This is a genomic window from Pseudomonas sp. NBRC 111132, assembly GCF_001320565.1.
Classification (GTDB): Bacteria; Pseudomonadota; Gammaproteobacteria; order Pseudomonadales; family Pseudomonadaceae; genus Aquipseudomonas; species Aquipseudomonas putida_P.
Genome location: NZ_BCBI01000072.1, coordinates 1 through 25,372, shown reverse-complemented (window position 1 = coordinate 25,372; position 25,372 = coordinate 1). Strand labels below are relative to the sequence as shown.

Genomic DNA, 25,372 nt, shown 5'->3' with positions numbered 1-25,372 from the left:
CGGCCGTTAGACCGCCAGAAAGCTGACATGTTCCTCACTACGGACCTAAATTCCGTTCTTTGTTTCCCTTGGAGATCCTCATGGCGCTTGAACGCTGCGACGTGGAAAAGATCGCCCATCTGGCCCGCCTGGGCCTCAATGATGGCGAACTGCCACGCATTACCGACGCCCTGAACAGCATTCTCGGCCTTGTAGACCAGATGCAAGCGGTCGACACCACTGGCATCGAGCCACTGGCCCACCCGCTGGAGGCCAGCCAGCGCCTGCGCCCTGACCAGGTCACCGAAAGCAACCAGCGCGACGCCTACCAGGCGATCGCACCGTCGACCGAAAGCGGTCTGTACCTGGTTCCCAAAGTCATCGAGTAAGGGATAGAACCTGCCATGCATCAATTTACCCTGGCCGAGATCGCCCGCGGACTCGCCGACAAATCGTTTTCTTCCGAAGAGCTGACCCGCGCGCTGCTGGCGCGCATCAAACAGCTCGACCCGCAGATCAACAGCTTCATCAGCGTCACCGAAGACCTGGCCCTGGGCCAGGCACGTGCCGCCGACGCCCGTCGCGCCGCTGGCGAAACCGGCGCGCTGCTGGGGGCGCCGATCGCCCACAAAGACCTGTTCTGCACCAACGGCGTACGCACCAGCTGCGGCTCGAAGATGCTCGACAACTTCAAGGCGCCGTATGACGCCACCGTGGTCGCCAAGCTGGCCGAAGCCGGCATGGTCACCCTGGGCAAGACCAACATGGACGAATTCGCCATGGGTTCGGCCAACGAGTCCAGCCACTACGGCGCGGTGAAGAACCCGTGGAACCTCGAGCACGTACCCGGCGGCTCGTCCGGTGGCTCGGCCGCTGCAGTGGCCGCGCGCCTGCTGCCCGCCACCACCGGTACCGACACCGGCGGCTCGATCCGCCAGCCAGCTGCACTGACCAACCTCACCGGCCTCAAGCCGACGTACGGTCGTGTGTCGCGCTGGGGCATGATCGCCTACGCCTCCAGCCTCGACCAGGGCGGCCCGCTGGCCCGCACCGCCGAGGACTGCGCCCTGCTGCTGCAAGGCATGGCCGGTTTCGACGCCAAGGACTCCACCAGCATCGAAGAGCCAGTGCCGGACTACAGCGCCAACCTGAACGCTTCGCTGCAGGGCCTGCGCATCGGCCTGCCGAAAGAGTACTTTGGCGCAGGCCTCGACCCACGCATCGCCGAACTGGTCCAGGCCAGCGTCAAGGAGCTGGAAAAGCTCGGTGCGGTGGTCAAGGAAATCAGCCTGCCGAACATGCAGCACGCCATCCCGGCCTACTACGTGATCGCCCCGGCTGAAGCCTCTTCCAACCTGTCGCGCTTCGACGGCGTGCGCTTCGGCTACCGCTGCGAAGAGCCCAAAGACCTCACCGACCTGTACAAGCGTTCCCGCGGCGAAGGCTTCGGCGTTGAAGTACAGCGCCGCATCATGGTCGGCACCTACGCGCTGTCGGCGGGCTACTACGACGCCTACTACGTGAAGGCGCAGCAAATCCGCCGCCTGATCAAGAACGACTTCATGGCCGCCTTCAACGATGTCGACCTGATCCTCGGCCCGACCACGCCAAACCCGGCCTGGAAGCTCGGCGCCAAGAGCAGCGACCCGGTCGCCGCCTACCTGGAAGACGTCTACACCATCACCGCCAACCTGGCGGGCCTGCCGGGCCTGTCGATGCCCGCTGGCTTCGTCGACGGCCTGCCAGTCGGCGTGCAACTGCTGGCGCCGTACTTCCAGGAAGGCCGCTTGCTCAACGTCGCGCACCGCTACCAGCAAGTGACCGACTGGCACACCCGCGCCCCCAACGGCTTCTGAGGAATTCACACATGCAATGGGAAGTTGTGATCGGGCTGGAAATCCACACTCAGCTCGCCACCCAGTCGAAGATTTTCTCCGGCAGCGCCACCACCTTTGGCTCCGAGCCGAACACCCAGGCCAGCCTGGTTGACCTGGGCATGCCCGGTGTACTGCCGGTGCTGAACCAGGAAGCCGTGCGCATGGCGTGCATGTTCGGCCTGGCCATCGACGCCGAAATCGGCAAGCGCAACGTGTTCGCGCGCAAGAACTACTTCTACCCGGACCTGCCCAAGGGCTACCAGATCAGCCAGATGGACCTGCCGATCGTCGGCAAGGGCCACCTGGACATCGCCCTGGAAGACGGCACCATCAAGCGCATCGGCGTAACCCGTGCGCACCTGGAAGAAGACGCTGGCAAGAGCCTGCACGAAGACTTCAGCGGTTCCACCGGCATCGACTTGAACCGTGCCGGCACGCCACTGCTGGAAATCGTCTCCGAGCCTGACATGCGCAGCGCCAAGGAAGCCGTGGCTTACGTCAAGGCGATCCACGCGCTGGTACGTTACCTGGGCATCTGCGATGGCAACATGGCCGAAGGTTCGCTGCGTTGCGACTGCAACGTGTCGATCCGCCCGAAAGGCCAGACCGAGTTCGGCACCCGCTGCGAGATCAAGAACGTCAACTCGTTCCGCTTCATCGAGCGCGCGATCAACAGCGAAATCCAACGCCAGATCGACTTGATCGAAGACGGCGGCAAGGTGGTGCAGGAAACCCGCCTGTACGACCCGAACAAAGACGAAACCCGCTCCATGCGCAGCAAGGAGGAAGCCAACGACTATCGCTACTTCCCCGACCCGGACCTGCTGCCGGTGGTGATCGAGGACAGCTTCCTCGACACCATTCGCGCCGGCCTGCCAGAGCTGCCACCACAGAAAGTCGAGCGTTTCCAGAGCCAGTACGGCCTGTCGGCATACGACGCCAACGTGTTGGCCTCCAGCCGCGAACAGGCAGATTACTTCGAAGAAGTAGTGAAGATCGGTGGCGACGCCAAGCTGGCGGCCAACTGGGTCATGGTCGAACTGGGCAGCCTGCTGAACAAGCTGGGTGTCGAAATCGACCAGGCGCCGGTCAGCGCCGCGCAACTGGGCGGCATGCTGCTGCGCATTCGCGACAACACCATCAGCGGCAAAATCGCCAAGACCGTGTTCGAGGCCATGGCCGCCGGTGAAGGCGATGCCGACAGCATCATCGACAGCAAGGGCCTGAAACAGGTTACCGACACCGGTGCGATCGACAAGATGCTCGACGAAATGCTGGCAGCCAATGCCGAGCAGGTCGAACAGTACCGCGCAGCCGATGAGGCCAAGCGCGGCAAGATGTTCGGCTTCTTCGTCGGCCAGGCCATGAAAGCTTCCAAAGGCAAGGCCAACCCGGGGCAGGTGAACCAATTGCTCAAAGCCAAGCTCGAAGGGTGATTGTTTTACCCCCGTAATGCTGCGAGGGCTTTGCCCTCGTTCGCGGCAACAGCCGCTTCCAAAGCTACGGCGACGCGCCCAAGGGCTGCGCCGTAGCTTTGGAAGCGGCTGTTGCCGCGAATGGCCGCACTAGGAGAGCACCTGACTTGCTAAAACGATCCCTCGGCACACTGGCCCTCTTCTCCTTCCTGGCCGGCTGCGCCAGCCACGACATCGACCCACGCGGTTACGACCAGACGGGCACCGCCTCCTATTACGGCTCGCGCCACCACGGCAAACGCACCGCCAGCGGCGAACCATTCAACCAGCACGGCCTTACCGCCGCCCACCGCAGCCTGCCTTTCGGTACCCGCGTACTGGTCACCAACATGGCCAACCAGCGCAGCGTGGTGGTACGCATCAACGACCGAGGCCCGCACACCCGTGGCCGATTGATCGACTTGTCTCGCGCCGCAGCAGAAAAAATCGGCATGCTCCGTAGCGGAACAGCGCGCGTGCGAGTACAAGGGCTTAGCGACTGACGCGACAGGAGTCCGACCATTTTCGACCTGGCCACCCTTCCCACCTTTAGCCTGCTGCAACTGGGCATTGCCCTGCTGTTGCTGATCGGCGGCGCCGAGCTACTGGTGCGCGCCGCGTTGCGCCTGGCACAGCGCCTGCACGTGCGCCCACTGATCATCGGCCTGAGCCTGGTGGCGTTCGGCAGTACCGCGCCACAATTGACCGTGAGCCTGCAGGCTGCCTACCAGGGAGCACCCGATGTGGCGGTCGGCAGCGTGGTCGGCAGCAACATCTTCAACATCCTGGTCATTCTTGGCCTGGCCGCGCTGATCATCCCGCTGCGCGTGTCACGCCAACTGGTGCGCCTGGACATTCCGTTGATGATCATCGCCAGCGGGCTGGTGTACGCATTGTCCACCAACGGCCACCTGGGCCGAGTGGAAGGGGCACTGCTACTGCTGGGTCTGGCTGGTTACCTGGCAATGCTCTGGCACCAGTCCCGCCACTATGCACGCACTTACCCCGCCCCGGATGCTGCCAGGTCCAGCGCCGGGCGCTTCTGGTCAGGCACGCTGCTGCAGGTGTTGGTCGGCCTTGGCCTGCTGAGCCTGGCGGGCCACTTACTGCTGGAAGCCGCCGTCGAGGTGGCTACCGACCTGGGCCTGTCCGAGCGCATCATCGGCCTGACAGTCGTCGCCGTCTGCACCTCCCTGCCGGAACTGGCCGCAGCGCTGATTGCCGCCCTGCGTGGCGAACGGGAGATTGCCGTGGGCACGGTCATCGGCAGCAACCTGTTCAACCTGCTGGCCGTGCTGGGCCTGACCGCGCTGATCGCCCCAGAACCGCTGTCGATCTCGCCCAACGCGCTGTCTTTCGACTTGCCTGTAATGCTCGGCGTTGCCCTATTGAGCCTGCCAGTGTTCTATTCCGGCTACCGCATCACCCGCGCCGAAGGCCTGGTGTTTCTTTGCCTGTACCTGGTCTATGGCCTGCATGTGGCAGCCTTTACCATGGGCATGCCGCTGGCCGGCCGCCTGGAACGATTGATGCTGTTCTATGTACTGCCAGTGCTCGCCATGGTGTTGCTGTACACCACCGTACGTGCCTGGCGCCGCCAACACTAAGGAAAACAACATGGCTGATAGCAACAAGACCGGCGAGCAAATTCGCCGTCAGGTAATGGGCGATGCATTCGTCGATCGCGCACTGGGCAATGCCACCGACTTCACCCAGCCGCTGCAGGACTTCGTCAATGAACATGCCTGGGGCAGTGTGTGGGCGCGTGACGGATTACCTCTGAAAACTCGCAGCCTGATTACCTTGGCCACGCTGACGGCACTGAAGTGCCCGCAGGAGCTCAAGGGGCATGTGCGCGGGGCGTTGAACAATGGCTGTACGGTCGAGGAAATCCGCGAGGCGTTGCTGCATTGTGCAGTGTATGCGGGCGTGCCGGCGGCGATTGATGCCTTCAGGGCCGCGCAGGAAGTGATCGACAGCTACCAAGGCTGACGCAGCCTTTTCCAGTACCAGCCTCTTCGCGGTCACGCCCGCGAAGAGGCTGGTACTGCCTTGCCTATTTGGCCTGGCGAGCCTTCTTCAGCTTGAAGGCCACCCACAGTACGGCAATCCAAGCCGGGATCAGCATCACCGAGATGCGAATCGGCGGGGTCAGGTACATCACCACCAATATCAGCACGATGAACGCCAGACACAGGTAGTTGGTCAGCGGGTGCCCCAGGCTTTTGTAGAAGGGGATGATGCCGGCAGCCAGCTTGGCCTTGCGGAATTTCAGGTGAGTAATGCTGATGCTCGCCCAGTTGATCACCAGCGCCGACACCGCCAGCGCCATCAGCAAGCCAAAGGCCTCGCCCGGCATCAGGTAGTTGATCAGCACGCACAGGCCGGTCGCGAAGGCCGACACGCCCAGCGCGGTCAGCGGTACACCGCTGCGGCTTACCTTCAGCAGCTGGCGCGGCGCATCACCTTGGCTAGCCAGGCCGAACAGCATGCGGCTGTTGGCGTACACACAGCTGTTGTACACCGACAGCGCAGCCGTCAGCACCACGATATTGAGGATGGTCGCCACCAGGTCGCTGTCCAGCTCATGGAAGATCATCACGAACGGGCTACCGCCCTGCACTACCTTCTGCCACGGGTACAGCGACAACAGCACCGCCAAGGCACCGATGTAGAAGATCAGGATGCGGTACACCACTTGGTTGGTGGCTTTGGGGATGCTCTGGCGGGGGTTGTCGGCTTCGGCGGCGGTGATACCCACCAGCTCCAGGCCGCCGAACGAGAACATGATCACCGCCAAGGCCATCACCAAGCCGCTGACGCCGTTAGGGAAGAAGCCGCCGTACTGCCACAGGTTGGCCACGCTGGCATCCGGGCCGCCATGGCCGCTGCTCAACAGCCAGGCGCCAAAGCCGATCATGCTGACGATGGCCACCACCTTGACCAGGGCGAACCAGAACTCCATCTCGCCGTAGACCTTCACCTGCGTCAGGTTGATCAGGTTGATCGCCACGAAGAAGATCGCCGCGGTGGCCCAGGTAGGAAACTCCGGCCACCAGTACTGCACGTAGATGCCGACCGCCGTCAGTTCGGCCATGCCGACCAGCACGTACACCACCCAGTAATTCCACCCCGAAACGAAGCCGGCGAACTCGCTCCAGTACTGGTGGGCGAAGTGGCTGAAACTACCGGCGACCGGCTCTTCCACGACCATTTCGCCCAACTGGCGCATGATCAGAAAGGCCATCAGGCCGGCGATGGCATAGCCCAGCAGCACGGAGGGGCCGGCCAGCTGGATGGTCTGGGCGATGCCCAGAAACAACCCGGTACCGATGGCCCCGCCCAGCGCGATCAGCTGGATATGGCGATTCTTCAGCCCGCGCTGTAACCGCTCGGGCGTGCTCTGGTCTTGCATGAAGTGTCCTTTAGCTCAGTGAGGCAGTGCTGTTGCTGTTATTTGCAGTCAAGGATCTAGATCCATCCGCCCCACTGCAAGATGAAAATACCAATGTTGGTGGTGATTGCCGCCATTAGCGTGGTAATGACGATGATCGACGCCGCCAGCTCATGGTTACCATTGGCCGCCCGCGCCATCACGTAGCTGGCCGCAGCGGTCGGGCTGCCGATGTAGAGGAACAGGATGCCCAACTCCGCACCGCGAAAGCCACACAACCAAGCCCCCAGGGTACCGAGCAACGGCAAGCAGACCATCTTCACCAGGCTGGCATCGATGGCCAGCCGGCCACAGTCACGCAGCGCCGCCAGCGACAAGGTGCCACCGATGCAGATCAGCGCCAGCGGCAGGGTCATCTGCGCCAGGTAGTCGCCCGAGGTCAGCAGCCAGTTGGGCAGCGGCACCTGGCCGTAAGCCATCGGGGTAGCCACCAGCACGCTGATGATCAACGGGTTGCTGAAAATGCTCTTGCAGATGCTCCATGGGTCGGACTTGAGGTCCGGGCTGTACACCGCCAGCACCACCGCCGACAGCGAGTTGTACATGAGGATGACCAGGCCCGCGAGCACCGCCCCCAGGGAAATACCATAGTCACCGTACAAACTGGCGGCCAGGGCCAAGCCGATCACGCCGTTGTTGCCGCGAAATGCGCCCTGGGTATAGATGCCCCGGTCGGCCAGCGGGCTGCGCCAGATGGCCAGGCCCCAGGCAATGGCGAAGCCGACCAGGGTGGCAGCGATGAAGTACAGCATGACACCGGGTTTGACTGCTGCGGCCAGGTCGGCGTGATAGATACCGAGGAACAGCAGCGCCGGCATGCACACGTTGAACACCAGCTGCGAGGCGACGCGGTTGAAGTTGTCGTCGATCAGGTGGATGCGTTTGAGCAGCACGCCCATGAACAGCATGGCGAAAACCGGTGCCGTGATGTTCAGCGTCTGGATAAGAAGGGCGAGCATGCGCAAGCGATCCTGGAGGGGGTTGCCGTTAGGCGGCTAATAATACGCCAACGGCCGGAATTTGCGGGGATCGCGGGGTGTTATACATAAATTTCTGTCAGTGCCGGCTTCTTCGCGGATAAACCCGCGAAGAAGCCGGCCCTTTGAGCAAAGAATCAGCGTCGAACCGGCCGTTTCTGCAGCTTGCGCTGCAAGGTCCGCCGGTGCATGCCCAGCGCCCGCGCGGTGGCGGAGATATTGCCCTCGTGCTCGTTCAGAACGCGCTGGATGTGCTCCCACTGCAGGCGGTCGACCGACATCGGGTTTTCCGGCACCAGCGTATCCAGGTCGGTGTGCTCCGACAGCAGTGCTGCCAGCACATCATCGGCGTCAGCCGGCTTGCACAGGTAGTTGCAGGCACCGCGCTTGACCGCCTCCACCGCAGTGGCAATGCTCGAATAGCCGGTCAGGATCACCACGCGCATTTCTGGGTCCAGCTCAAGCAGCTTGGGCAGCAGCACCAAGCCCGAGTCGCCGTCCATCTTCAGGTCCAGCGTGGCGTAGTCCGGCAGGTCCTGCTGAGCCAGGATCAAGCCTTCCTCGGCAGAACTGGCAGTGCTCACGCGGAAACCGCGACGGCTCATGGCCCGGGCCATGACCCGGGTGAAGGTGGCATCGTCATCCACCAGCAGCAGGTGCGGCAGCTCTTCGCTTTCGACCTGGTTTTCTTCGCTCATCATTCATCTCCTCGCTTGCCATAGGGCAGGCGCAGTTCGGTCAGGGTGCCACCCTGTTCATGACTATAGAGTTTTACCGAACCGCCCGCACGGGTCACGCTGGCCTTGCTCAAGAACAGGCCCAGGCCGAAGCCTTTGCCCTTGGTGGTAATGAAGGGTTTGCCGATGGCTTCGGCAATGGCCGGCGGCACGCCGGGGCCGTGGTCGCGGATGCTGATGACGATGTCCTGGGCGTCCCAGTCAAGGCGCACTTCCAGGTCATCGGGGCAGGCATCGGCAGCATTGTTCAACAGGTTCAGCAGCGCCTGGGTAAGGTCCGGTGGCGGTGTCAACCGAGGCACCTTGCCGTCGCGCAGACGCTGGAAGCGGTAACTGGCTTCCGGGCGCATCAGGTGCCAGCGGTTCAGCGCTTCGTCCAGCCATGCAGTCACATCCTGCTCGACGATCGCCAGGCGTCGGTTGGCTTCGGCAGCGCGCACCAGCTGTTGCAAGGTTTCCTTGCACAGCTTTACCTGGTCCTGGAGGATCTGCAGGTCCTCCTGCAACAGCGGGTCGGTATGGTCCTGGCGCATTTCGTTGATCAGCACGCTCATGGTCGCCAGCGGCGTACCCAGCTCATGGGCGGCACCGGCAGCCTGGGTGGCCACGGCCAGCAACTGCTCGTCGCGCAGGCTTTCTTCACGCCGTTCGGAACGCAGCTGCTCCTGGCGGCGCAGCTCTTCGGCCATGCGCGCGGCAAAGAAGGTGATCACGGCCGCCGCCAGGGCAATACTCAGCCACATGCCGTAGACCTGCATCTTGTCCCGCGCCATGGGCAAGCCTTCGAGCGGGTAGAACTGCACCAGCAGCAGGCTGTAGGCCGTCAGGGCGATGCCAGACAGGATCAGCGAATACAGCCACGGCAAGGTCACCGCAGCAATCGCCAGCGGCACCAGGTAATACGAAACGAACGGGTTGGTCGAACCGCCGGAGTAATACAGCAAGGCGCTGTGGATCAGCAGGTCACAAGCCAGCTGCAGGGCATACTCCATTTCGGTGACGGGCAGCGACAAGCGCAGGCGCAGGGCCGTGAAGGCACACAGCAGCGAAGACAAGGCCAAGGTGCCGGCCAGCGACAGCCAGGGCAACGGCAGCAGTTCGGTCCAGTAGGCAACGCCCACCGAGCCAGCCTGGGCAGCCAGGACCAGGACCCGAATGACGGTCAGGCGCCAGAGGTTCTGACGGGTAGCGGACAACGGTTGTACGGCAGCGAGCATGAGCTCTCCTGATGAGTGCTCCAGAAAATCGGCTGGAGTATACCGAAGCCTGGCGCCTAGCTGCAGCGATGCGGCAAAGCGCCACACTTTGTCACAGGTTGATGATGGCACTTTTGAACCCACTACACTGTTGCCGGTCTGATGGGCCATGCGTGGAATGGACAACCAGACGCCACGCCTTTTATTGCCAAGGAGTACCACATGCAAATCCCACGTCGCGGCACCGCCTTCATCCTGTCTTGCGGCCTGCTCGCCAGCCTGCCGGCGCTGGCGGCCGATGAACCGCGTTTCAACCAGGTATCGCTGCGTGCCGAAGTCAGCAAGGAAGTGGCGCGCGACCTGATGGTCGTGACCTTGTACAGCGAAGCGCAGAACAGCGACCCGGGCAAGCTCGCCAAGCAGATCACCGAAACCATGAACAAGGCCGTGCAGCAGTCGCGTCAGGTCAAGGACGTGAAGATCAGCCAGGGAAGCCGCAACAGCTACCCGGTATATGACAGCAAGGGCCAGAAGATCACCGGCTGGCGCGAGCGCGCCGAACTGCGCCTGGAAAGCGCCAACTTCCCGGCCTTGTCCCAGCTGACCGCCGACCTGCTGCAAGAGCTGAAAATGGGCGGCATGGACTTCTCCATCGCCCCGGCCACGCGCAAGGCCAGCGAAGATGCACTGCTCAAGGATGCGGTCGATGCCTTCAAGGCACGCGCGCAGCTGGCCACAGAAGCGCTGGGCGGCAAGGGCTACAAAGTGGTCAACCTGAACCTCAACAGCAGCGGCTACCCACGCCCGTACCTGCGTAGCGCACCGATGGCGATGAAGGCCATGGGGGCTGATGAAGCGGCACCAGCGCCGGATATCGAAGCAGGCACCAGTGAAGTGAGCATGAATGCCGATGGCCTGATCGAAGTGCAGATGCCTTAACGGGCTCACGAAACACCTGTGGGAGCGGCTGCGCCCGCTCTCCCAGGCATCGCGTCAAACAGATTTTCAGAAGCTTCCTACGCACCATTAAGGTGCCTCCTACATATACTCCCGCCTCGAAACATCCTGCAAAATGCCATCATTTTGCCCGCGCAAACGTTTAACTTCGCCGAAAGTTATACCGATGCGACATCCATGTACGGCCGTACCACTTTTCCGGCGCCAACTATCCTTCTTCCTGTTGCATTGGGAACACCCCCTGCATAAGTATCCGCAGGTCGGCTCACGAGGCCACCTCATCCAAAAAATGACAACAATGAGGCCACCATGCTCAAACACGCAGTCATTCCGTTCCTGCTTGGCGCAGGCTTGCTCACCGGTGCACCGTCGGCCTTGGCCGCGTCCAACCTGGTGTTCTGCTCCGAGGGCAGCCCGGCCGGTTTCGACCCGGGGCAGTACACCACCGGGACCGACTTCGACGCCTCGGCCGAGACCGTGTTCAACCGCCTGACCCAGTTCGAACGTGGTGGCACGGCCGTCATCCCGGGCCTGGCGACCAAATGGGAAGTGTCCGACGACGGCAAGACCTACACCTTCCACCTGCGCGAAGGGGTCAAGTTCCATACCACCGACTACTTCAAGCCCAGCCGCCCGTTCAACGCCGACGACGTGTTGTTCACCTTCAACCGCATGCTCGACAAGGAGCAACCGTTCCGCAAGGCTTACCCCACCGAGTTCCCGTACTTCACCGACATGGGCATGGACAAGAACATCGCCAAAGTGGAGAAGCTCGACGAGCACACGGTGAAGTTCACCCTCAACGAAGTCGATGCCGCGTTCATCCAGAACCTGGCCATGAGCTTCGCCTCGATTCAGTCCGCCGAATACGCCGACCGGCTGCTCAAGGACGGCAAGGCCGCCGACATCAACCAGAAGCCTATCGGCACTGGCCCGTTCGTGTTCAGCAAGTACCAGAAGGACGCGCAGATCCGCTTCAAGGGCAACAAGGACTACTGGCAACCCGATGACGTGAAGATCGACAACCTGATCTTTGCCATCACCACCGATGCCTCGGTGCGCATGCAAAAGCTGAAAAAGAACGAGTGCCAGGTCACTTTGTTCCCCCGCCCGGCCGACATCGAGCCACTAAAGAAAGACCCCAAGCTAAAAATGCCTGACCAGGCCGGTTTCAACCTTGGCTACATCGCCTACAACGTGATGGACAAGATCAAGGGCAGCAACGACGCCAACCCCATGGCCCAGTTGAAAGTGCGCCAGGCGCTGGACATGGCCGTGGACAAGAAAAAGATCATCGAGTCGGTCTACCAAGGTGCCGGCCAGCTGGCAGTCAATGCCATGCCACCCACGCAATGGTCCTATGACACCAGCATCAAGGACGCCCCGTTCGACCCCGAAAAAGCCAAGCAACTGCTCAAGGAAGCTGGCATCAAGGAAGGCACCGAAATCACCCTGTGGGCCATGCCGGTGCAACGCCCGTACAACCCCAATGCCAAGCTGATGGCCGAAATGCTCCAGTCCGACTGGGCCAAGATCGGTATCAAGGCGAAGATCGTCAGCTACGAATGGGGCGAGTACATCAAACGCTCCAAAGGCGGCGAACAGGGCGCCATGCTGATTGGCTGGAGCGGTGACAACGGTGACCCGGACAACTGGCTGGGCACCCTCTACGGCTGCGATGCCGTGGATGGCAACAACTTCTCCAAGTGGTGCTACAAGCCCTACGACGACCTGATCAAGCAGGCCAAGGCCACTTCCGACCAGGCCAAGCGCACCGAGCTGTACCAGAAGGCGCAGCACATCCTCAAGGAGCAGGTACCGATCACACCGATCGCTCACTCCACCGTCTACCAGCCCATGAGCGCCAAAGTGAAGGATTACAAGATCAGCCCATTCGGACTGAACTCCTTCTACGGCGTCAGCGTGGACAAGTAGGCTGACCCGGGCACCCGCTGAGCGGCGGGTGCCCTTCCATCCTTGCCACCCTTTCATGTCGTCCTGCTGCTATCCGCCGCGGGAGCGGCGAACTGTTGCCGTCATTCGTACAACGAGGCGGCGCAAACAGACGAAAAAGGACTTGCCATGCGTCACGCTACCCGCCTTTCGACCCTGTTGGCCCTGGGCCTGATCAGCCAGTCCCCGGCCCTGCTGGCCAACAACCTGGTGTTCTGCTCCGAGGGCAGCCCAGCCGGCTTCGACACCGCTCAGTACACCAGCGCCACCGACAACGACGCCGCCGAACCCATCTACAACCGGCTGGTCGAGTTCGAACGGGGTGGCACCGCCGTGCAGCCTGCCCTGGCAACTCGCTGGGAAGTGTCCGACGACGGCCTGCGCTACACCTTCCACCTGCGTGAAGGGGTGAAATTCCACAGCAACAAGGCCTTCAACCCAAGCCGCGAGTTCAACGCCGACGATGTGTTGTTCACCTTCAACCGCATGCTCGACAAGGGTCACCGGTTCCGCCAGGCCTACCCTACCGAGTTCCCCTATTTCATCAGCATGGGCCTGGACAAGAATATCGCTCGCATCGAGAAGGCCGGCCCGCTGACCGTGGTGTTCACCCTGAACACGGTCGATGCTGCGTTCATCCAGAACCTGGCCATGAGCTTCGCCTCCATCCTCTCCGCCGAGTACGCCGACCAGTTGCTGGCCAGCGGGCGCCCCAGCGACATCAACCAGCAGCCGATCGGTACCGGGCCGTTCGTGTTCCAGCGATACCAGAAAGATTCGCAGATCCGCTACAAGGGCAACAAGGACTATTGGGCATCGAATGAGGTGAAGATCGACAACCTGGTGTTCTCGATCAACGTCGACCCCTCGGTGCGCATCCAGAAGCTGCGCCGCAATGAGTGCCAGGTCACCCTGCACCCGCGCCCGGCCGACCTGCCGGCGCTCAAGGCCGACAGCACGTTGCAGGTGTTGCAGCAACCAGGCTTCAACCTCGGCTACATCGCCTACAACACCCAGCACCCACCATTCGACCGCCTGGAAGTGCGCCAGGCAATGGACATGGCGGTGAACAAGCAAGCCATCATCCAGGCGGTGTATCAGGACTCCGGCCAACTGGCGGTGAACGCCATGCCACCCACCCAGTGGTCCTATGACGAAAGCCTCAAGGACGCCCCCTACAACCCGGAAAAGGCCAGACAGCTGCTGCAGCAGGCCGGTGTCAAACCTGGCACCGAGGTCACCCTGTGGGCCATGCCGGTGCAACGCCCATACAACCCCAACGCCAAGCTGATGGCCGAAATGCTTCAGGCCGACTGGAACAAGCTCGGCTTCAAGGTACGCATCGTCAGCTATGAATGGGGCGAATACCTCAAGCGCATGAAAAGCGGTGAGCACGACATCGCTCTGATCGGCTGGACCGGTGACAACGGCGACCCGGACAACTGGCTGGGCACCCTCTACAGCTGCGATGCCATCGGCAGCAACAACTATTCGCTGTGGTGCGACCCGCAGTACGACAGCCTGGTCAAGCAGGCCAAGCAGGTGACCGACCGTACGCAGCGCACCGCCCTGTACCAGCAGGCCCAGCAGCGGCTCAAGCAGCAGGTACCGATTACCCCGGTGGCGCATTCCACGGTGAACCAACCGCTCAGCGTCAAGGTTTCCGAATTCAAGGTCAGCCCGTTTGGGCGCAATGACTTTTCCGGTGTGAGTGTTGACTGATCTTTAGCCCTCAAGGGCCACTTCGCGGGTGAACCCGCTCCCACAGAGATCTTCACAAACCAGGCGTCTGCGCAGATCCCTGGGGGAGCGGTTTACCCGCGAAAAGGCCAGCACAGGCAGCACGCCCCCCCAACTCAGCCCGGCGATCCCGTGGCAACCCAGGCAACACCGCAACACCCACCCGGCCCACAAGGCCGGCAATAACTAGAAAACAATGGGAGCTTCAACCTTGAGAATATTCACCCTGACCGCACTGGCGTTATCCATCAGTGCCTTATCCACCGTGGCCCAGGCCGACCCGCAAAGCCAGGCCTACATCCCGCTCACCCTCAAAGGCAGCAGCGAGCAGGCGCAGGCCAGCGGCTTCATCGACGGCCAGAGCCTGTCTGGCAGCACCCGCAACTGGTACGCCCGCGAACGCGCCGCACGCGCCCCGCTGTGGAAGTACTACAAAAGCGACGGCACCCGCCACCCCACCCACAGCCGGGAAAACTGGGTACAAGGCAGCATCCTCAACTACAGCTCCGGCTTCACCCAAGGCACCGTGGGCATCGCCGTCGAGGCCGCTGGCTACAACGCCATCGCCCTGCAACAGAGCCGCGAAGCTGTCGCCGGCCCCAACAACCGCACCCTGACCCACAGCGATGGCGACCCCATTGGCCAGTGGAGCAAACTGGGCCTGGGCAACATCAAGGCACGGGTGTCCAACACTACCCTTACCCTCGGCCGCCAGTCGGTTGACACCCCGATGATCGCCTACATCGGCAACCGTGCCCTGCCGTCGAGCTTCCAGGGCGCGTTCCTGCACAGCGCCGAGTTCGATAACCTCAGCTTCGACCTGGGCACCTTCGACCGCGTCTCGCCACGTACCGAGCAGAGCCTCAGCAAGTTCCGCAGCGAATACAGCGCCACTGGCGTGGAAACCGACCGCGCCAGCACCGCCGGCATCAACTACCAGCCGTTCAAGAGCCTGAGCACCAGCCTGTACGCCACCAAGGTCGACGATTTCTGGAACCAGTACTACTTCGGCGCCAACCACGTGCTCGGCGACAGCGCAGTGCTCAGCCTGAGCACCGGCCTGAACTACTACAAGACCGTCGACGCCGGCAGCCAGAAAATGGGCAAGATCGACAACGACACCTACAGCCTGTCGTTCGACCTGACCCACCAGGCCCACACCCTCGGTGCCTCCTGGCAGCAGGTCAACGGTAACGAGTACTTCGACTACCTGCACGAAACCAACGGCATCTACCTGGCCAACTCACTGCTGTCGGACTTCAACGGCCCCAACGAAAAATCGCTGAAGATCTCCTACGTACTGAACATGGCGCCCTACGGCGTACCAGGCCTGAAGTTCAACCTGTACAACGCCCGCGGCTGGGGCATCGATGGCACTCACTATCGCGGTACAGCCTACGACGTGAATGGCCTGGATGGCGAAACCCACTACGAGTGGGGGATCGGCACCAGTTACGCGGTGCAGAGCGGGCCGCTGAAAGACACCAGCATCCGCGCCACCTACACCACCCACCGCGCCAGCAAGGCCCAGGGTGATGGCAGCCTGGATGAGTTCCGCGTGGTGACCACCATCCCATTCAACATTCTCTGACCGCCGGCGCCACGGCCCACTTCGCAGCGGGCCGTGGCGACTACGCTGGAATCAATGCAAGCAGGGAGCCTTCAATCCATGCAGAGAGCTTTCATGAAATCGCTACCGCTACGCCTGGCCCTGGCCGTCCTGGTGCTGAGCAGCACCACGCAACTGGCCGCCAAACCACTGGTGGTGTGTACCGAGGCCAGCCCGGAAGGGTTCGACGTTGTTCAGTACACCACAGCGGTCACTTTCGACGCATCGTCCGAAACCGTGTTCAACCGCCTGGTCGATTTCAAGCCCGGCACCACCGACATCCAGCCGGCACTGGCCGAACGCTGGGACATTTCGCCAGACGGCCTGACCTACACCTTCCACCTGCGTCACGGGGTGAAGTTCCACACCACCGACTACTTCAAGCCAACTCGCGAATTCAATGCCGACGATGTGCTGTGGAGCCTGAATCGCCAGCTTGACCCGAATCATCCGTGGCATGACAAGACCAGCGTGGGCTATCCCTACTTTGAAAGCATGGCCTTCAAGGAACTGCTCAAGTCGGTGAGCAAGAGCGACGACAACACCGTGGTGATCACCCTCACCCGCCCGGAAGCCCCGTTCCTGCATGACATGGCAATGGGCTTCACCTCGATCTATTCCTCCGAGTACGGCGACAAGTTGCTCGAAGCTGGCAAAACGGCCGAGCTGAACAGCAAGCCGATCGGCACTGGGCCGTTCATCTTCCAGCGCTACAACAAGGATGCACAGGTCCGTTTCAAACCGAATCACGAATACTTCCGCGGCAAACCACCCGCCGATGCCCTGGTCTTCGCCATCGCTACCGATAGCAACGTACGACTGCAAAAGCTACGCGCCAACGAATGCCAGGTCGCGCTCTACCCCAAACCGGATGATGTGCCGTCGATCAAGGCTGACCCCAAGCTCAAGGTGGCCGAGATCGAAGCGCTGGTCACCGGTTACATCGCCATGAATACCGAGCACCCATACCTGAGCGATGTGCGCGTGCGCAAAGCCATCAACATGGCCTTCGATCGCCAGACCCACGTCGATCAGCTGTTTGGCAAGGGCAACGCGCTGGTGGGCGTCAATCCATACCCGCCGACCATGATCGGTTACAACACCAGTAACAAGAACCCGCCGCGCGACCTCGACAAAGCACGCGCCCTGCTCAAGGAAGCTGGCGTTCCGGAAGGCACGGTGATCACGCTGTTCACCCGCAACGGTGGCGGCATGACCAACCCTAACCCGCGCCTGTCCGCCGAGATGTTACAGGCCGACCTGAAACAGATCGGGCTGAAGCTGGATGTCCGCGTGATGGAGTGGGCGGAAATGCTGCGCCGCGCCAAGAAGGGCGAAGCGGACCTGGTGTCCACCGGCTGGGCAGGCGACAACGGTGACCCGGATAACTTCCTTACCCCGCTGCTCAGCTGTGACGCGGCCAAAACCGGCGAGAACTACGCCCGCTGGTGCAACTCGAAATTCCAGGAACTGATTACCCGCGCCCGCGAGGTGATCGACAACGACGAACGTGCAAGGCTCTATAGCGAGGCATTGAAGGTGTACGATGACGACCAACCCTGGATCAGCATGGCCCATCCGAAGATGTTCACCGCCATGCGTGACAACGTTGAGGGCTACGTGATCAGCCCTCTGACCAACAACAACTTCGCCACCACCAAGGTGAAGTAGAACAACAACGACCGCCGGCAACCCACACGGGCACCGGCGGCACTGCCGTACCGGGCTGATCGCCCCACGGCCTGATGAGGTAACCCCGACAATGTTGAGTTTTATTGCCCGGCGCCTTGGCCTGCTGATACCGACCTTTTTCGGCATCACCTTGCTGACCTTCGCGCTCATACGCCTGATCCCCGGCGACCCGGTGGAAGTGATGATGGGCGAGCGCAGGGTCGACCCCGAAATGCATGCCCAGGCCATGGAGCGCCTGGGCCTGAACAAGCCACTGCCGGTCCAGTACCTGGACTACATCGGCAAGCTGGCCCAAGGTGACCTCGGCGAATCGCTGCGCACCCGCGAAAGTGTGTGGAACGAGTTTCTCACCCTGTTCCCGGCCACCCTGGAGCTGGCCTTCGCCGCTTTGCTATTCGCCGGCATTGTCGGCCTGCTGGCCGGGGTGATCGCCGCACTCAAGCGCGGTTCGCTGTTCGACCACGGTGTAATGGGCATTTCACTGGCCGGCTATTCGATGCCAATTTTCTGGTGGGGCCTTATCCTGATCATGTTCTTCTCGGTGAGCCTGGGCTGGACGCCGGTGTCCGGGCGCATCGACCTGCTCTACGACATCGAGCCGAAGACCGGCTTCATGCTGATCGATACCTTGCTCAGCGACGAAGAAGGTGCGTTCAAGGACGCGGTGATGCACCTGATTCTGCCGGCCATCGTGCTCGGCACCATCCCGCTGGCGGTGATCGCCCGCATGACCCGCTCGTCGATGCTCGAAGTGCTGCGCGAAGACTACATCCGTACCGCACGCGCCAAAGGCCTTTCGCCAGCCCGCGTGGTGTTCGTGCACGGCCTGCGCAACGCCCTGATCCCGGTGCTGACCGTATTCGGCCTGCAGGTCGGCACGCTGCTGGCCGGTGCGGTACTGACCGAAACCATCTTTTCCTGGCCGGGCATCGGCAAGTGGCTGATTGAAGCCATCGGTGCCCGTGACTACCCCGTGGTCCAGAACGGCATCCTGTTGATCGCCTGCCTGGTGATTCTGGTCAACTTCGTCGTAGACATCCTCTACGGCCTGGCCAACCCACGCATCCGTCATCAGCGCTGAGGCCCTTGCCATGACTAGCCCGCTTGCAAAATCCGTGTCGCCGGCCAGCCCGGTGGACCAGAGCCTGCTCTACCCCTCGCCGTACAAAGAATTCTGGCAAGCCTTCGCGCGCAACAAGGGCGCGGTGATGGGCCTGGCCTTCATGTGCCTGGTGGTGTTCTGCGCCCTGTTCGCGCCGTGGGTCGCCCCGCATGACCCGAGCGAGCAGTACCGCGATTTCCTGCTGACCCCGCCGGTGTGGCTGGAAGGCGGCACCTGGCAGTTCATCCTCGGCACCGACGAACTTGGCCGCGACCTGCTTTCGCGGCTGATTCAGGGTGCACGGTTGTCGCTGCTGATCGGCCTGTCGTCGGTCGTGATGTCGCTGATCCCTGGCATTTTCCTCGGCCTGCTGGCCGGTTTCTTCCCGCAACTGCTCGGCCCATCGATCATGCGCCTGATGGATGTGATGCTGGCGTTGCCGTCGCTGCTGCTGGCGGTGGCCATCGTCGCTATCCTCGGCCCTGGCCTGATCAATACGGTGATCGCCATCGCCATCGTGTCCCTGCCCTCCTACGTGCGCCTGACCCGCGCCGCCGTGATGGGCGAGCTGAACCGCGACTACGTCACCGCCGCACGCCTGGCCGGTGCCAGCCTGCCACGGCTGATGTTCGTCACCGTGCTGCCCAACTGCATGGCGCCACTGATCGTGCAGGCCACCCTCAGTTTCTCCTCGGCCATCCTCGACGCCGCCGCGCTGGGCTTTCTTGGTCTCGGCGTACAACCGCCAACCCCCGAGTGGGGCACCATGCTGGCTTCGGCCCGAGACTACATCGAGCGTGCCTGGTGGGTGGTCAGCCTGCCCGGCCTGACCATTCTGCTCAGTGTGCTGGCAATCAACCTGATGGGCGACGGGCTGCGCGATGCGCTGGACCCTAAACTCAAGAACGCCGCCTGAGGAGAACGCCATGTCACTGTTGCAGATCAACAACCTCAACGTGCGCTTCGGCGACGCCAATGCGGTACCGGTCGTCGACGGCCTGGACCTGGCGGTGGAGGCCGGCGAAATCCTGGCCATCGTCGGCGAGTCCGGCTCGGGCAAATCGGTCACCATGATGGCCTTGATGGGCCTGATCGAAGCCCCGGGGCGTATTACCGCCGACGCCCTCACCTTCGATGGCACGGACATGCTCAAGCTCAGCGGCCGGCAACGACGCAAAGTGGTTGGCAAGGATATCGCCATGGTCTTCCAGGACCCGATGACCGCGCTCAACCCCAGCTATACCGTGGGTTTCCAGATCGAAGAAGTGCTGCGCCAGCACCTGGGCCTGAAGGGCAAGGCCGCGCGCCAGCGTGCCCTCGAACTGTTGAAAAAAGTCGAGATCCCGGCTGCAGAAAGTCGCCTGGATGCTTACCCGCACCAACTGTCCGGCGGCATGAGCCAGCGTGTGGCGATAGCCATGGCGATTGCCGGCGAGCCCAAGCTGTTGATCGCCGACGAACCGACCACCGCGCTGGACGTGACCATCCAGGCGCAGATCATGGAGCTGCTGGTCAACCTGCAGAAAGAGCGCAACATGGCGCTCATCCTGATCACCCACGACCTTGCCGTGGTCGCCGAAACCGCCAGGCGGGTGTGCGTGATGTACGCCGGCCAAGCCGTGGAAGTGGGCCAGGTGCCGGAGCTGTTCGACGTGCCCGCCCACCCGTACAGCGAAGCCTTGCTGGCAGCAATCCCCGAGCACAGCATCGGCGCCGAACGCCTGGCCACCCTGCCTGGCATTGTCCCTGGGCGCTACGACCGCCCGGTCGGCTGCCTGCTGTCGCCGCGTTGCCCGTACGTGCAGGACACATGCCGGCGCCAGCGCCCGCCCCTCGACCCACAGGCCCATAGCCTGGTGCGTTGCTTCTACCCGCTGAACCAGGAGGTGGCGTGATGGCCGTCGTTCTATCCGCCCGGGAGCTTACCCGGCATTACGAAGTCTCCCGCGGGCTGTTCAAGGGCCACGCGCTGGTCCGTGCGCTGAATGGCGTGTCGTTCGAACTGGAGGCGGGCAAGACTCTGGCCGTGGTCGGCGAGTCCGGCTGTGGCAAGTCGACCCTGGCACGCGCCCTGACCTTGATCGAAGAGCCATCGTCCGGCTCACTGCAAATTGCCGGCACCGAAGTGAAAGGCGCCAGCAAGGCTGAGCGCAAGCAACTGCGCCGCGATGTGCAGATGGTGTTCCAGAGCCCCTACGCCTCGCTCAACCCACGGCAAAAGATTGGTGACCAGCTGGCCGAGCCACTGTTGATCAACACCTCGCTGAGCAAAGCCGAGCGCCGCGACAAGGTGCAGAAGATGATGGAACAGGTTGGCCTGCGCCCCGAGCACTACCAGCGTTACCCGCACATGTTCTCTGGCGGCCAGCGCCAGCGTATCGCCCTGGCGCGGGCGATGATGCTGCAACCCAAGGTGCTGGTAGCGGACGAACCGACCTCGGCGCTGGACGTGTCGATCCAGGCGCAGGTGCTGAACCTGTTCATGGACTTGCAAAAAGAGTTCAACACCGCCTACGTGTTCATCTCGCATAACCTGGCGGTGGTACGGCATGTGGCAGACCAGGTACTGGTGATGTACCTGGGGCGGCCGGCGGAAATGGGGCCTAAAGAGGATATCTACGAGAAGCCGCTGCATCCCTATACCCAGGCGCTGCTGTCGGCGACACCGGCCATTCATCCCGACCCGCTGAAGCCGAAGATCCGCATTGTCGGGGAGCTGCCCAACCCGCTGAACCCGCCGGATGGGTGTGCATTTCACAAACGTTGCCCGTATGCGACGGAACGGTGTGCCAAAGAGGTGCCGGCGTTGCGGCAGGTGAGTACGCGGCAGGTGGCTTGTCACTATGCCGAGCAGTTCCTTTAGCCTTTAGATAGCTGGGGCCGCTTTGCGGCCCCAGGTTCTCAATGCATGAAGAACCAGATCAGAATGATCACCGGAATCGGCACCCCAATCATCCAAAGCAGTATCGAGCGCATGGCCTTTCTCCTTGTTCGATGGTGACAAGAAAGGTGCAGCCCTCATGCCAGCTGTATCAAAAAATTACATCCATATGAATCAACGGTTTACTCCAAAGGCCGCTTGAGCGAACCGTGCAATATGCAGGATCCACACCCTTGCACCTGGGTGTTCTGCAATGCACTATCTCCCAATGACCGCCACCGCCCTTCCTGACGGCCCCGAGCAAACCCCGCTCACCGCCGACACCGTGCTGCGCTACCACCTGTGCTGGAAGCACCGCGACCTCGACGGCGTCATCGCGCTGTACCACCCCGACATCCAGTACCACGACTTCTTCCAGAACCGCGTGCTCGGCTACCAGGCGCTGCGCGACTACGTACGCGCCTGCCTGCCCCACGAAGCCGGCGAAGACATCGTCCACAGCGACCGCATCCGCGTCGATGGCTGCACCGCGTTCATCCAGTACCAGGTCACAGTCCAGGGCGGCGACGGCCTGGTGGCGTTCCAGTCCAGCGAAGCCATCACCGTCAAAGACGGGCTGATCTGGCGGGTCAACGAATACGCCACGCTTGTTCGCCAGAACGGCAGCGGCCACGCCGGCAGCGGCCCACGCCCGGCCACCAGCCGCCTGGGCCTGTCACCCCGGCAGTTGTCGACCATGGCCCAGGACCTGGAGCACTACTTCCAGCGCCAGCGCCCCTACCTGGACCCGGAGCTGGACCTGCAGCAAGTGGCCGACGCCAGTGGCTATAGCCGCAACCAAATCTCCTACCTGCTGAACCAAGTGCTGGGGCAAAGCTTCTACCGCTACGTCAACCAGGCCCGCCTGCAGCACCTGATGGCCAGCCTCGACGACGACCGCGTCGAGGCGACGATCGACGAGCTGGCGTTCAGCGCCGGCTTCAACTCGCTGTCAGCGTTCTACAAGTGCTTCCGTGAACACACCGGGCTCACGCCCAAGGCCTACCTGAAGCAAATTTCCCTGCGTGCACGCACGTAAGACAGCCGCCTACCGACATCACTAGGATCGCCCACAGACCTCGATGGACGTGGAGCCGAACCCGATGCAACCCCTGCGCACACTAAGCCTGTGGATGGACCAGCTTGACGAGCCATTGTGCGCCCGCCCGGCCCTGCGCGAAGAGCTGACAGCGGATGTGTGCATCATTGGCGCCGGCTATACCGGTTTGTGGACCGCCTACTACCTCAAGCGCCAGGCGCCACAGCTGAACATCGCCGTGATAGACGCCAACATCGCCGGTTTTGGCGCCTCGGGGCGCAACGGTGGTTGGCTGATGGGTAACCTGCTGGGCGAAGACCGCCTGCTCGCCACCCTGTCGCCGCAACAGCGCCGTGCCAGCATCGACCTGCTGCACGGTATTCCCGATGAAGTGCACAGCGTGCTGCTACGCGAAGGCATCGATTGCGACTACCGCAAAGGTGGCGTGCTGTACTGCGCTGCGCGCTACCCGGAACAGGAGCGCAGCCTGCGCGCATACCTCGACGACTTGTATCGCCAGGGCATGACCGAGGACGACTACCGCTGGCTACGCCCCGAGCAACTGGACGCGCAGCTGCGGGTCAGTAATGCGTTTGGCGCCATCTACAGCCCGCACACCGCGACTATCCAGCCGGCCAAACTGGTGCGCGGCCTGGCTCGGGCAGTGGAGGCGCTGGGTGTACCGATCTACGAAAACACCCCGGCCATCGACTGGCAGCCGGGTGAGGTGCGTACGCCACTGGCACGGATTCGCTGCCAGTGGATGGTGCCCGCCGTGGAAGGCTACGCTGCCAGCCTGCCGCCGTTGGGCAAACATCAGCTGCCGGTACAGAGCCTGCTGGTGGCCACCGAGCCGCTGCCGGAGGCCACCTGGGCACAGATCGGCCTGAGCCAGGGGCAAGCGTTCAGCGAAAGCAGCCGCCAGGTCACCTACGGCCAGCGCACCGCCGACAACCGCCTGGTGTTCGGCGCCCGCGGAGGTTACCGCTTCGGTGGACGCCTGCGGGAAAACTTCAACCTCCACGAGCACGAAGTCGAGCTGCGTCGCTACTTGTTCGGCGAGCTGTTCCCACAGCTCAGGCACGTGCGCATCACTCACTCCTGGGGCGGCAATCTGGGCATGGCGCGGCGCTTCCGCCCGCACATGCTTTGCGACCGCCAACGCGGTATCGCCCTGGCTGGCGGTTACGGCGGCGAAGGCGTGGGCGCCACCAACCTGGGCGGGCGCACCCTGGCCGCGCTGATCCTCAACCAGCACAACGAACTGACCGCACAGCCCTGGGTACTCGACAACCGCCCGCTTTCCAGCCTGGCCAGCTGGCCGCCCGAGCCCTGCCGTTGGTTGGGCTACAACGCAATCATCCAAAGTTTCGTCCACGAGGACCGGACCCTCGCCAACCCCGCCAGCGCGCCGTGGAGGCGGCGCCTGGCCAGCTCGCTTGCGGACTTCATGGAAGGCTTCATGCACTGACTTCCCTTATCACCTGCACAGGATCCACCGGTCATGAGCATCACCCAGTTCAAGAACACCGCCAGCGCCGTGCTGGACAGTTCCAACCCCGTCGCGGTACCGCTCGGCGAGCCCATTGCAGTGGCCTCGGTCACCTGCGTGGAGCGCAGCGATGGCGTCGAAACCGGCATCTGGGAATGCACCCCCGGGCGCTGGCGGCGGCAGATCGTGCAGCAGGAGTTCTGCCATTTCATCAAGGGCCGCTGCACCTTCACCCCCGACGGTGGCGAGACCCTCTACATAGAAGCCGGAGACGCACTGATGCTACCGGCCAACAGCACCGGCATCTGGGACATCCAGGAGACCGTGCGCAAGACCTACGTACTAATTTTCTGATCCGCTGATCGCCTGCCTTCGATAACAACAGACAAAGCAAGGTAAACCCGACATGCGCACGCTCCTTCTCGCACCCCTGATGCTGGCCGCCAGCGTGGCCAGCGCCGCTGAAACGGTGAAGATCTACAACTGGTCCAGCTACGTCGCTCCCGATACGCTGAAAAACTTCCAGCTCGCCAGCGGCATCGTGCCGACGTACGACGTGTACGACAGCAACGAAACCCTCGACGGCAAGCTGATGACCGGCAACTCCGGCTACGACGTGGTGTTCCCTTCCAACCACTTCATGGCCCGGCAAATCCAGGGCAAGGCGCTGAAGCGCCTGGACAAGTCGCAGTTGCCCAACTGGAAAAACCTCAACCCGGTACTGCTCAAGGCGCTGGAAGTGAACGACCCGGGCAACCAATACGGCTTCCCGTACCTGTGGGGCAGCACCGGCATCGGCTACAACATCGACAAGGTCAAGGCTGTGCTCGGCGACAACGCGCCACTGGACTCGTGGGACCTGATCTTCAAGCCCGAATACATGAGCAAGCTGAAAAGCTGCGGCGTCGCCGTGTTGGACAACGGCCCCGAACTGCTGCCCATCGCCCTGCACTACCTGGGCCTGCCGCACCACAGCCAGAACCCGGCCGACTACGACAAGGCCAAGGCACTGTTGATGCAGGTGCGGCCATACATCAGCTACTTCCACTCATCGAAGTACACCGGCGACCTGGCCAACGGCGATATCTGCGTGGTGGTGGGTTTCTCAGGGGATGTGCTGCAGGCGAAAAACCGGGCTGAAGAGGCGAAGAACGGGGTGAAGGTGGGTTACTCGATACCCAAGGAAGGCGCGCC

General features: G+C 62.5%; 23 protein-coding genes. 19 read left to right on the top strand and 4 right to left on the bottom strand.

The window, feature by feature from the left end; genetic code table 11:
- Positions 1-80: 80 nt before the first annotated feature.
- The 6 genes from gatC (at position 81) to APH35_RS24900 (ending at position 5,302) form a co-directional block, all read left to right on the top strand.
- Positions 81-368, top strand: a complete 288-nt coding sequence (gene gatC, locus APH35_RS24925) for an Asp-tRNA(Asn)/Glu-tRNA(Gln) amidotransferase subunit GatC (protein WP_003255165.1) — start codon at positions 81-83, stop codon at positions 366-368.
- Positions 369-383: 15 nt separating this feature from the next.
- Complete coding sequence (gene gatA, locus APH35_RS24920) at positions 384-1,835, top strand: Asp-tRNA(Asn)/Glu-tRNA(Gln) amidotransferase subunit GatA (protein ID WP_060494444.1); 1,452 nt, start codon at positions 384-386, stop codon at positions 1,833-1,835.
- Positions 1,836-1,846: 11 nt separating this feature from the next.
- Positions 1,847-3,292, top strand: a complete 1,446-nt coding sequence (gene gatB, locus APH35_RS24915) for an Asp-tRNA(Asn)/Glu-tRNA(Gln) amidotransferase subunit GatB (protein WP_012270638.1) — start codon at positions 1,847-1,849, stop codon at positions 3,290-3,292.
- A 146-nt stretch (positions 3,293-3,438) separates the two neighbouring features.
- Entirely contained in the window at positions 3,439-3,813 is a 375-nt protein-coding gene (locus APH35_RS24910) for a septal ring lytic transglycosylase RlpA family protein (RefSeq protein ID WP_012270637.1), read from the top strand.
- Positions 3,814-3,873: 60 nt separating this feature from the next.
- Complete coding sequence (locus APH35_RS24905; RefSeq protein WP_041166382.1) at positions 3,874-4,917, top strand: calcium/sodium antiporter; 1,044 nt, start codon at positions 3,874-3,876, stop codon at positions 4,915-4,917.
- 10 nt (positions 4,918-4,927) lie between these two features.
- On the top strand, positions 4,928-5,302 hold the full coding sequence (locus APH35_RS24900; RefSeq protein ID WP_012270635.1) for a carboxymuconolactone decarboxylase family protein: 375 nt from the start codon (positions 4,928-4,930) through the stop codon (positions 5,300-5,302).
- Between the two features lie 64 nt (positions 5,303-5,366).
- Here APH35_RS24900 and APH35_RS24895 read toward each other — a convergent pair whose 3' ends face one another.
- From APH35_RS24895 to APH35_RS24880, 4 genes are all read right to left on the bottom strand, one after another.
- Positions 5,367-6,725, bottom strand: a complete 1,359-nt coding sequence (locus APH35_RS24895) for an amino acid permease (protein ID WP_012270634.1) — start codon at positions 6,723-6,725, stop codon at positions 5,367-5,369.
- A gap of 56 nt (positions 6,726-6,781) precedes the next feature.
- Complete coding sequence (locus APH35_RS24890) at positions 6,782-7,723, bottom strand: AEC family transporter (protein ID WP_012270633.1); 942 nt, start codon at positions 7,721-7,723, stop codon at positions 6,782-6,784.
- Between the two features lie 155 nt (positions 7,724-7,878).
- Complete coding sequence (locus APH35_RS24885) at positions 7,879-8,439, bottom strand: response regulator transcription factor (protein ID WP_003255244.1); 561 nt, start codon at positions 8,437-8,439, stop codon at positions 7,879-7,881.
- Complete coding sequence (locus tag APH35_RS24880; protein ID WP_012270632.1) at positions 8,439-9,695, bottom strand: ATP-binding protein; 1,257 nt, start codon at positions 9,693-9,695, stop codon at positions 8,439-8,441. The genes APH35_RS24885 and APH35_RS24880 overlap by 1 nt, the downstream gene beginning before the upstream one ends.
- 201 nt (positions 9,696-9,896) lie before the next feature.
- On the opposite strand from APH35_RS24880, the gene APH35_RS24875 reads away from it, so the two are divergent.
- From APH35_RS24875 to APH35_RS24815, 13 genes are all read left to right on the top strand, one after another.
- Positions 9,897-10,613: an SIMPL domain-containing protein gene (locus tag APH35_RS24875; RefSeq protein ID WP_012270631.1), complete on the top strand. Its 717-nt coding sequence runs from the start codon at positions 9,897-9,899 to the stop codon at positions 10,611-10,613.
- A 327-nt stretch (positions 10,614-10,940) separates the two neighbouring features.
- Positions 10,941-12,566, top strand: coding sequence for an ABC transporter substrate-binding protein (locus APH35_RS24870; protein ID WP_060515694.1), 1,626 nt, complete (start codon positions 10,941-10,943; stop codon positions 12,564-12,566).
- Between the two features lie 147 nt (positions 12,567-12,713).
- Positions 12,714-14,306 (top strand): ABC transporter substrate-binding protein, encoded by a 1,593-nt coding sequence (locus APH35_RS24865; RefSeq protein WP_060515693.1) that lies wholly within the window; start codon positions 12,714-12,716, stop codon positions 14,304-14,306.
- Positions 14,307-14,535: 229 nt separating this feature from the next.
- A complete protein-coding gene (locus APH35_RS24860) occupies positions 14,536-15,915 on the top strand; it encodes an OprD family porin (protein ID WP_012270628.1) in 1,380 nt (459 codons plus the stop codon).
- A 78-nt stretch (positions 15,916-15,993) separates the two neighbouring features.
- Positions 15,994-17,604: an ABC transporter substrate-binding protein gene (locus APH35_RS24855; RefSeq protein WP_177335394.1), complete on the top strand. Its 1,611-nt coding sequence runs from the start codon at positions 15,994-15,996 to the stop codon at positions 17,602-17,604.
- Positions 17,605-17,695: 91 nt separating this feature from the next.
- Complete coding sequence (locus APH35_RS24850) at positions 17,696-18,706, top strand: ABC transporter permease subunit (protein ID WP_060515691.1); 1,011 nt, start codon at positions 17,696-17,698, stop codon at positions 18,704-18,706.
- Between the two features lie 10 nt (positions 18,707-18,716).
- Positions 18,717-19,643, top strand: a complete 927-nt coding sequence (locus tag APH35_RS24845) for an ABC transporter permease subunit (protein ID WP_060515690.1) — start codon at positions 18,717-18,719, stop codon at positions 19,641-19,643.
- 10 nt (positions 19,644-19,653) lie between these two features.
- Complete coding sequence (locus APH35_RS24840) at positions 19,654-20,622, top strand: ABC transporter ATP-binding protein (RefSeq protein WP_012270624.1); 969 nt, start codon at positions 19,654-19,656, stop codon at positions 20,620-20,622.
- Complete coding sequence (locus APH35_RS24835) at positions 20,622-21,590, top strand: peptide ABC transporter ATP-binding protein (protein WP_060493210.1); 969 nt, start codon at positions 20,622-20,624, stop codon at positions 21,588-21,590. The genes APH35_RS24840 and APH35_RS24835 overlap by 1 nt, the downstream gene beginning before the upstream one ends.
- Positions 21,591-21,861: 271 nt before the next feature.
- Positions 21,862-22,686, top strand: coding sequence for an AraC family transcriptional regulator (locus tag APH35_RS24830; protein ID WP_012270622.1), 825 nt, complete (start codon positions 21,862-21,864; stop codon positions 22,684-22,686).
- 64 nt (positions 22,687-22,750) lie between these two features.
- Complete coding sequence (locus APH35_RS24825; protein ID WP_041166638.1) at positions 22,751-24,157, top strand: NAD(P)/FAD-dependent oxidoreductase; 1,407 nt, start codon at positions 22,751-22,753, stop codon at positions 24,155-24,157.
- 33 nt (positions 24,158-24,190) lie between these two features.
- Complete coding sequence (locus APH35_RS24820) at positions 24,191-24,532, top strand: cupin domain-containing protein (RefSeq protein ID WP_012270620.1); 342 nt, start codon at positions 24,191-24,193, stop codon at positions 24,530-24,532.
- A 52-nt stretch (positions 24,533-24,584) separates the two neighbouring features.
- Positions 24,585-25,372, top strand: a 788-nt coding sequence (locus APH35_RS24815; protein WP_060515689.1) for an extracellular solute-binding protein, incomplete at its 3' end; no start/stop codon positions are given.

Excerpts from the sequence above, each read along its gene's own strand:
- APH35_RS24850 (WP_060515691.1), top strand. The coding sequence starts at position 17,696 with ATGTTGAGTTTTATTGCCCGGCGCCTTGGCCTGCTGATACCGACCTTT.
- APH35_RS24835 (WP_060493210.1), top strand. The coding sequence starts at position 20,622 with ATGGCCGTCGTTCTATCCGCCCGGGAGCTTACCCGGCATTACGAAGTC.
- APH35_RS24900 (WP_012270635.1), top strand. The coding sequence starts at position 4,928 with ATGGCTGATAGCAACAAGACCGGCGAGCAAATTCGCCGTCAGGTAATG.
- APH35_RS24880 (WP_012270632.1), bottom strand. The coding sequence starts at position 9,695 with ATGCTCGCTGCCGTACAACCGTTGTCCGCTACCCGTCAGAACCTCTGG.
- APH35_RS24855 (WP_177335394.1), top strand. The coding sequence starts at position 15,994 with ATGCAGAGAGCTTTCATGAAATCGCTACCGCTACGCCTGGCCCTGGCC.
- gatA (WP_060494444.1), top strand. The coding sequence starts at position 384 with ATGCATCAATTTACCCTGGCCGAGATCGCCCGCGGACTCGCCGACAAA.
- APH35_RS24870 (WP_060515694.1), top strand. The coding sequence starts at position 10,941 with ATGCTCAAACACGCAGTCATTCCGTTCCTGCTTGGCGCAGGCTTGCTC.
- gatC (WP_003255165.1), top strand. The coding sequence starts at position 81 with ATGGCGCTTGAACGCTGCGACGTGGAAAAGATCGCCCATCTGGCCCGC.
- APH35_RS24840 (WP_012270624.1), top strand. The coding sequence starts at position 19,654 with ATGTCACTGTTGCAGATCAACAACCTCAACGTGCGCTTCGGCGACGCC.
- APH35_RS24845 (WP_060515690.1), top strand. The coding sequence starts at position 18,717 with ATGACTAGCCCGCTTGCAAAATCCGTGTCGCCGGCCAGCCCGGTGGAC.
- APH35_RS24830 (WP_012270622.1), top strand. The coding sequence starts at position 21,862 with ATGCACTATCTCCCAATGACCGCCACCGCCCTTCCTGACGGCCCCGAG.
- gatB (WP_012270638.1), top strand. The coding sequence starts at position 1,847 with ATGCAATGGGAAGTTGTGATCGGGCTGGAAATCCACACTCAGCTCGCC.
- APH35_RS24865 (WP_060515693.1), top strand. The coding sequence starts at position 12,714 with ATGCGTCACGCTACCCGCCTTTCGACCCTGTTGGCCCTGGGCCTGATC.
- APH35_RS24885 (WP_003255244.1), bottom strand. The coding sequence starts at position 8,439 with ATGAGCGAAGAAAACCAGGTCGAAAGCGAAGAGCTGCCGCACCTGCTG.
- APH35_RS24825 (WP_041166638.1), top strand. The coding sequence starts at position 22,751 with ATGCAACCCCTGCGCACACTAAGCCTGTGGATGGACCAGCTTGACGAG.
- APH35_RS24890 (WP_012270633.1), bottom strand. The coding sequence starts at position 7,723 with ATGCTCGCCCTTCTTATCCAGACGCTGAACATCACGGCACCGGTTTTC.
- APH35_RS24895 (WP_012270634.1), bottom strand. The coding sequence starts at position 6,725 with ATGCAAGACCAGAGCACGCCCGAGCGGTTACAGCGCGGGCTGAAGAAT.
- APH35_RS24875 (WP_012270631.1), top strand. The coding sequence starts at position 9,897 with ATGCAAATCCCACGTCGCGGCACCGCCTTCATCCTGTCTTGCGGCCTG.
- APH35_RS24820 (WP_012270620.1), top strand. The coding sequence starts at position 24,191 with ATGAGCATCACCCAGTTCAAGAACACCGCCAGCGCCGTGCTGGACAGT.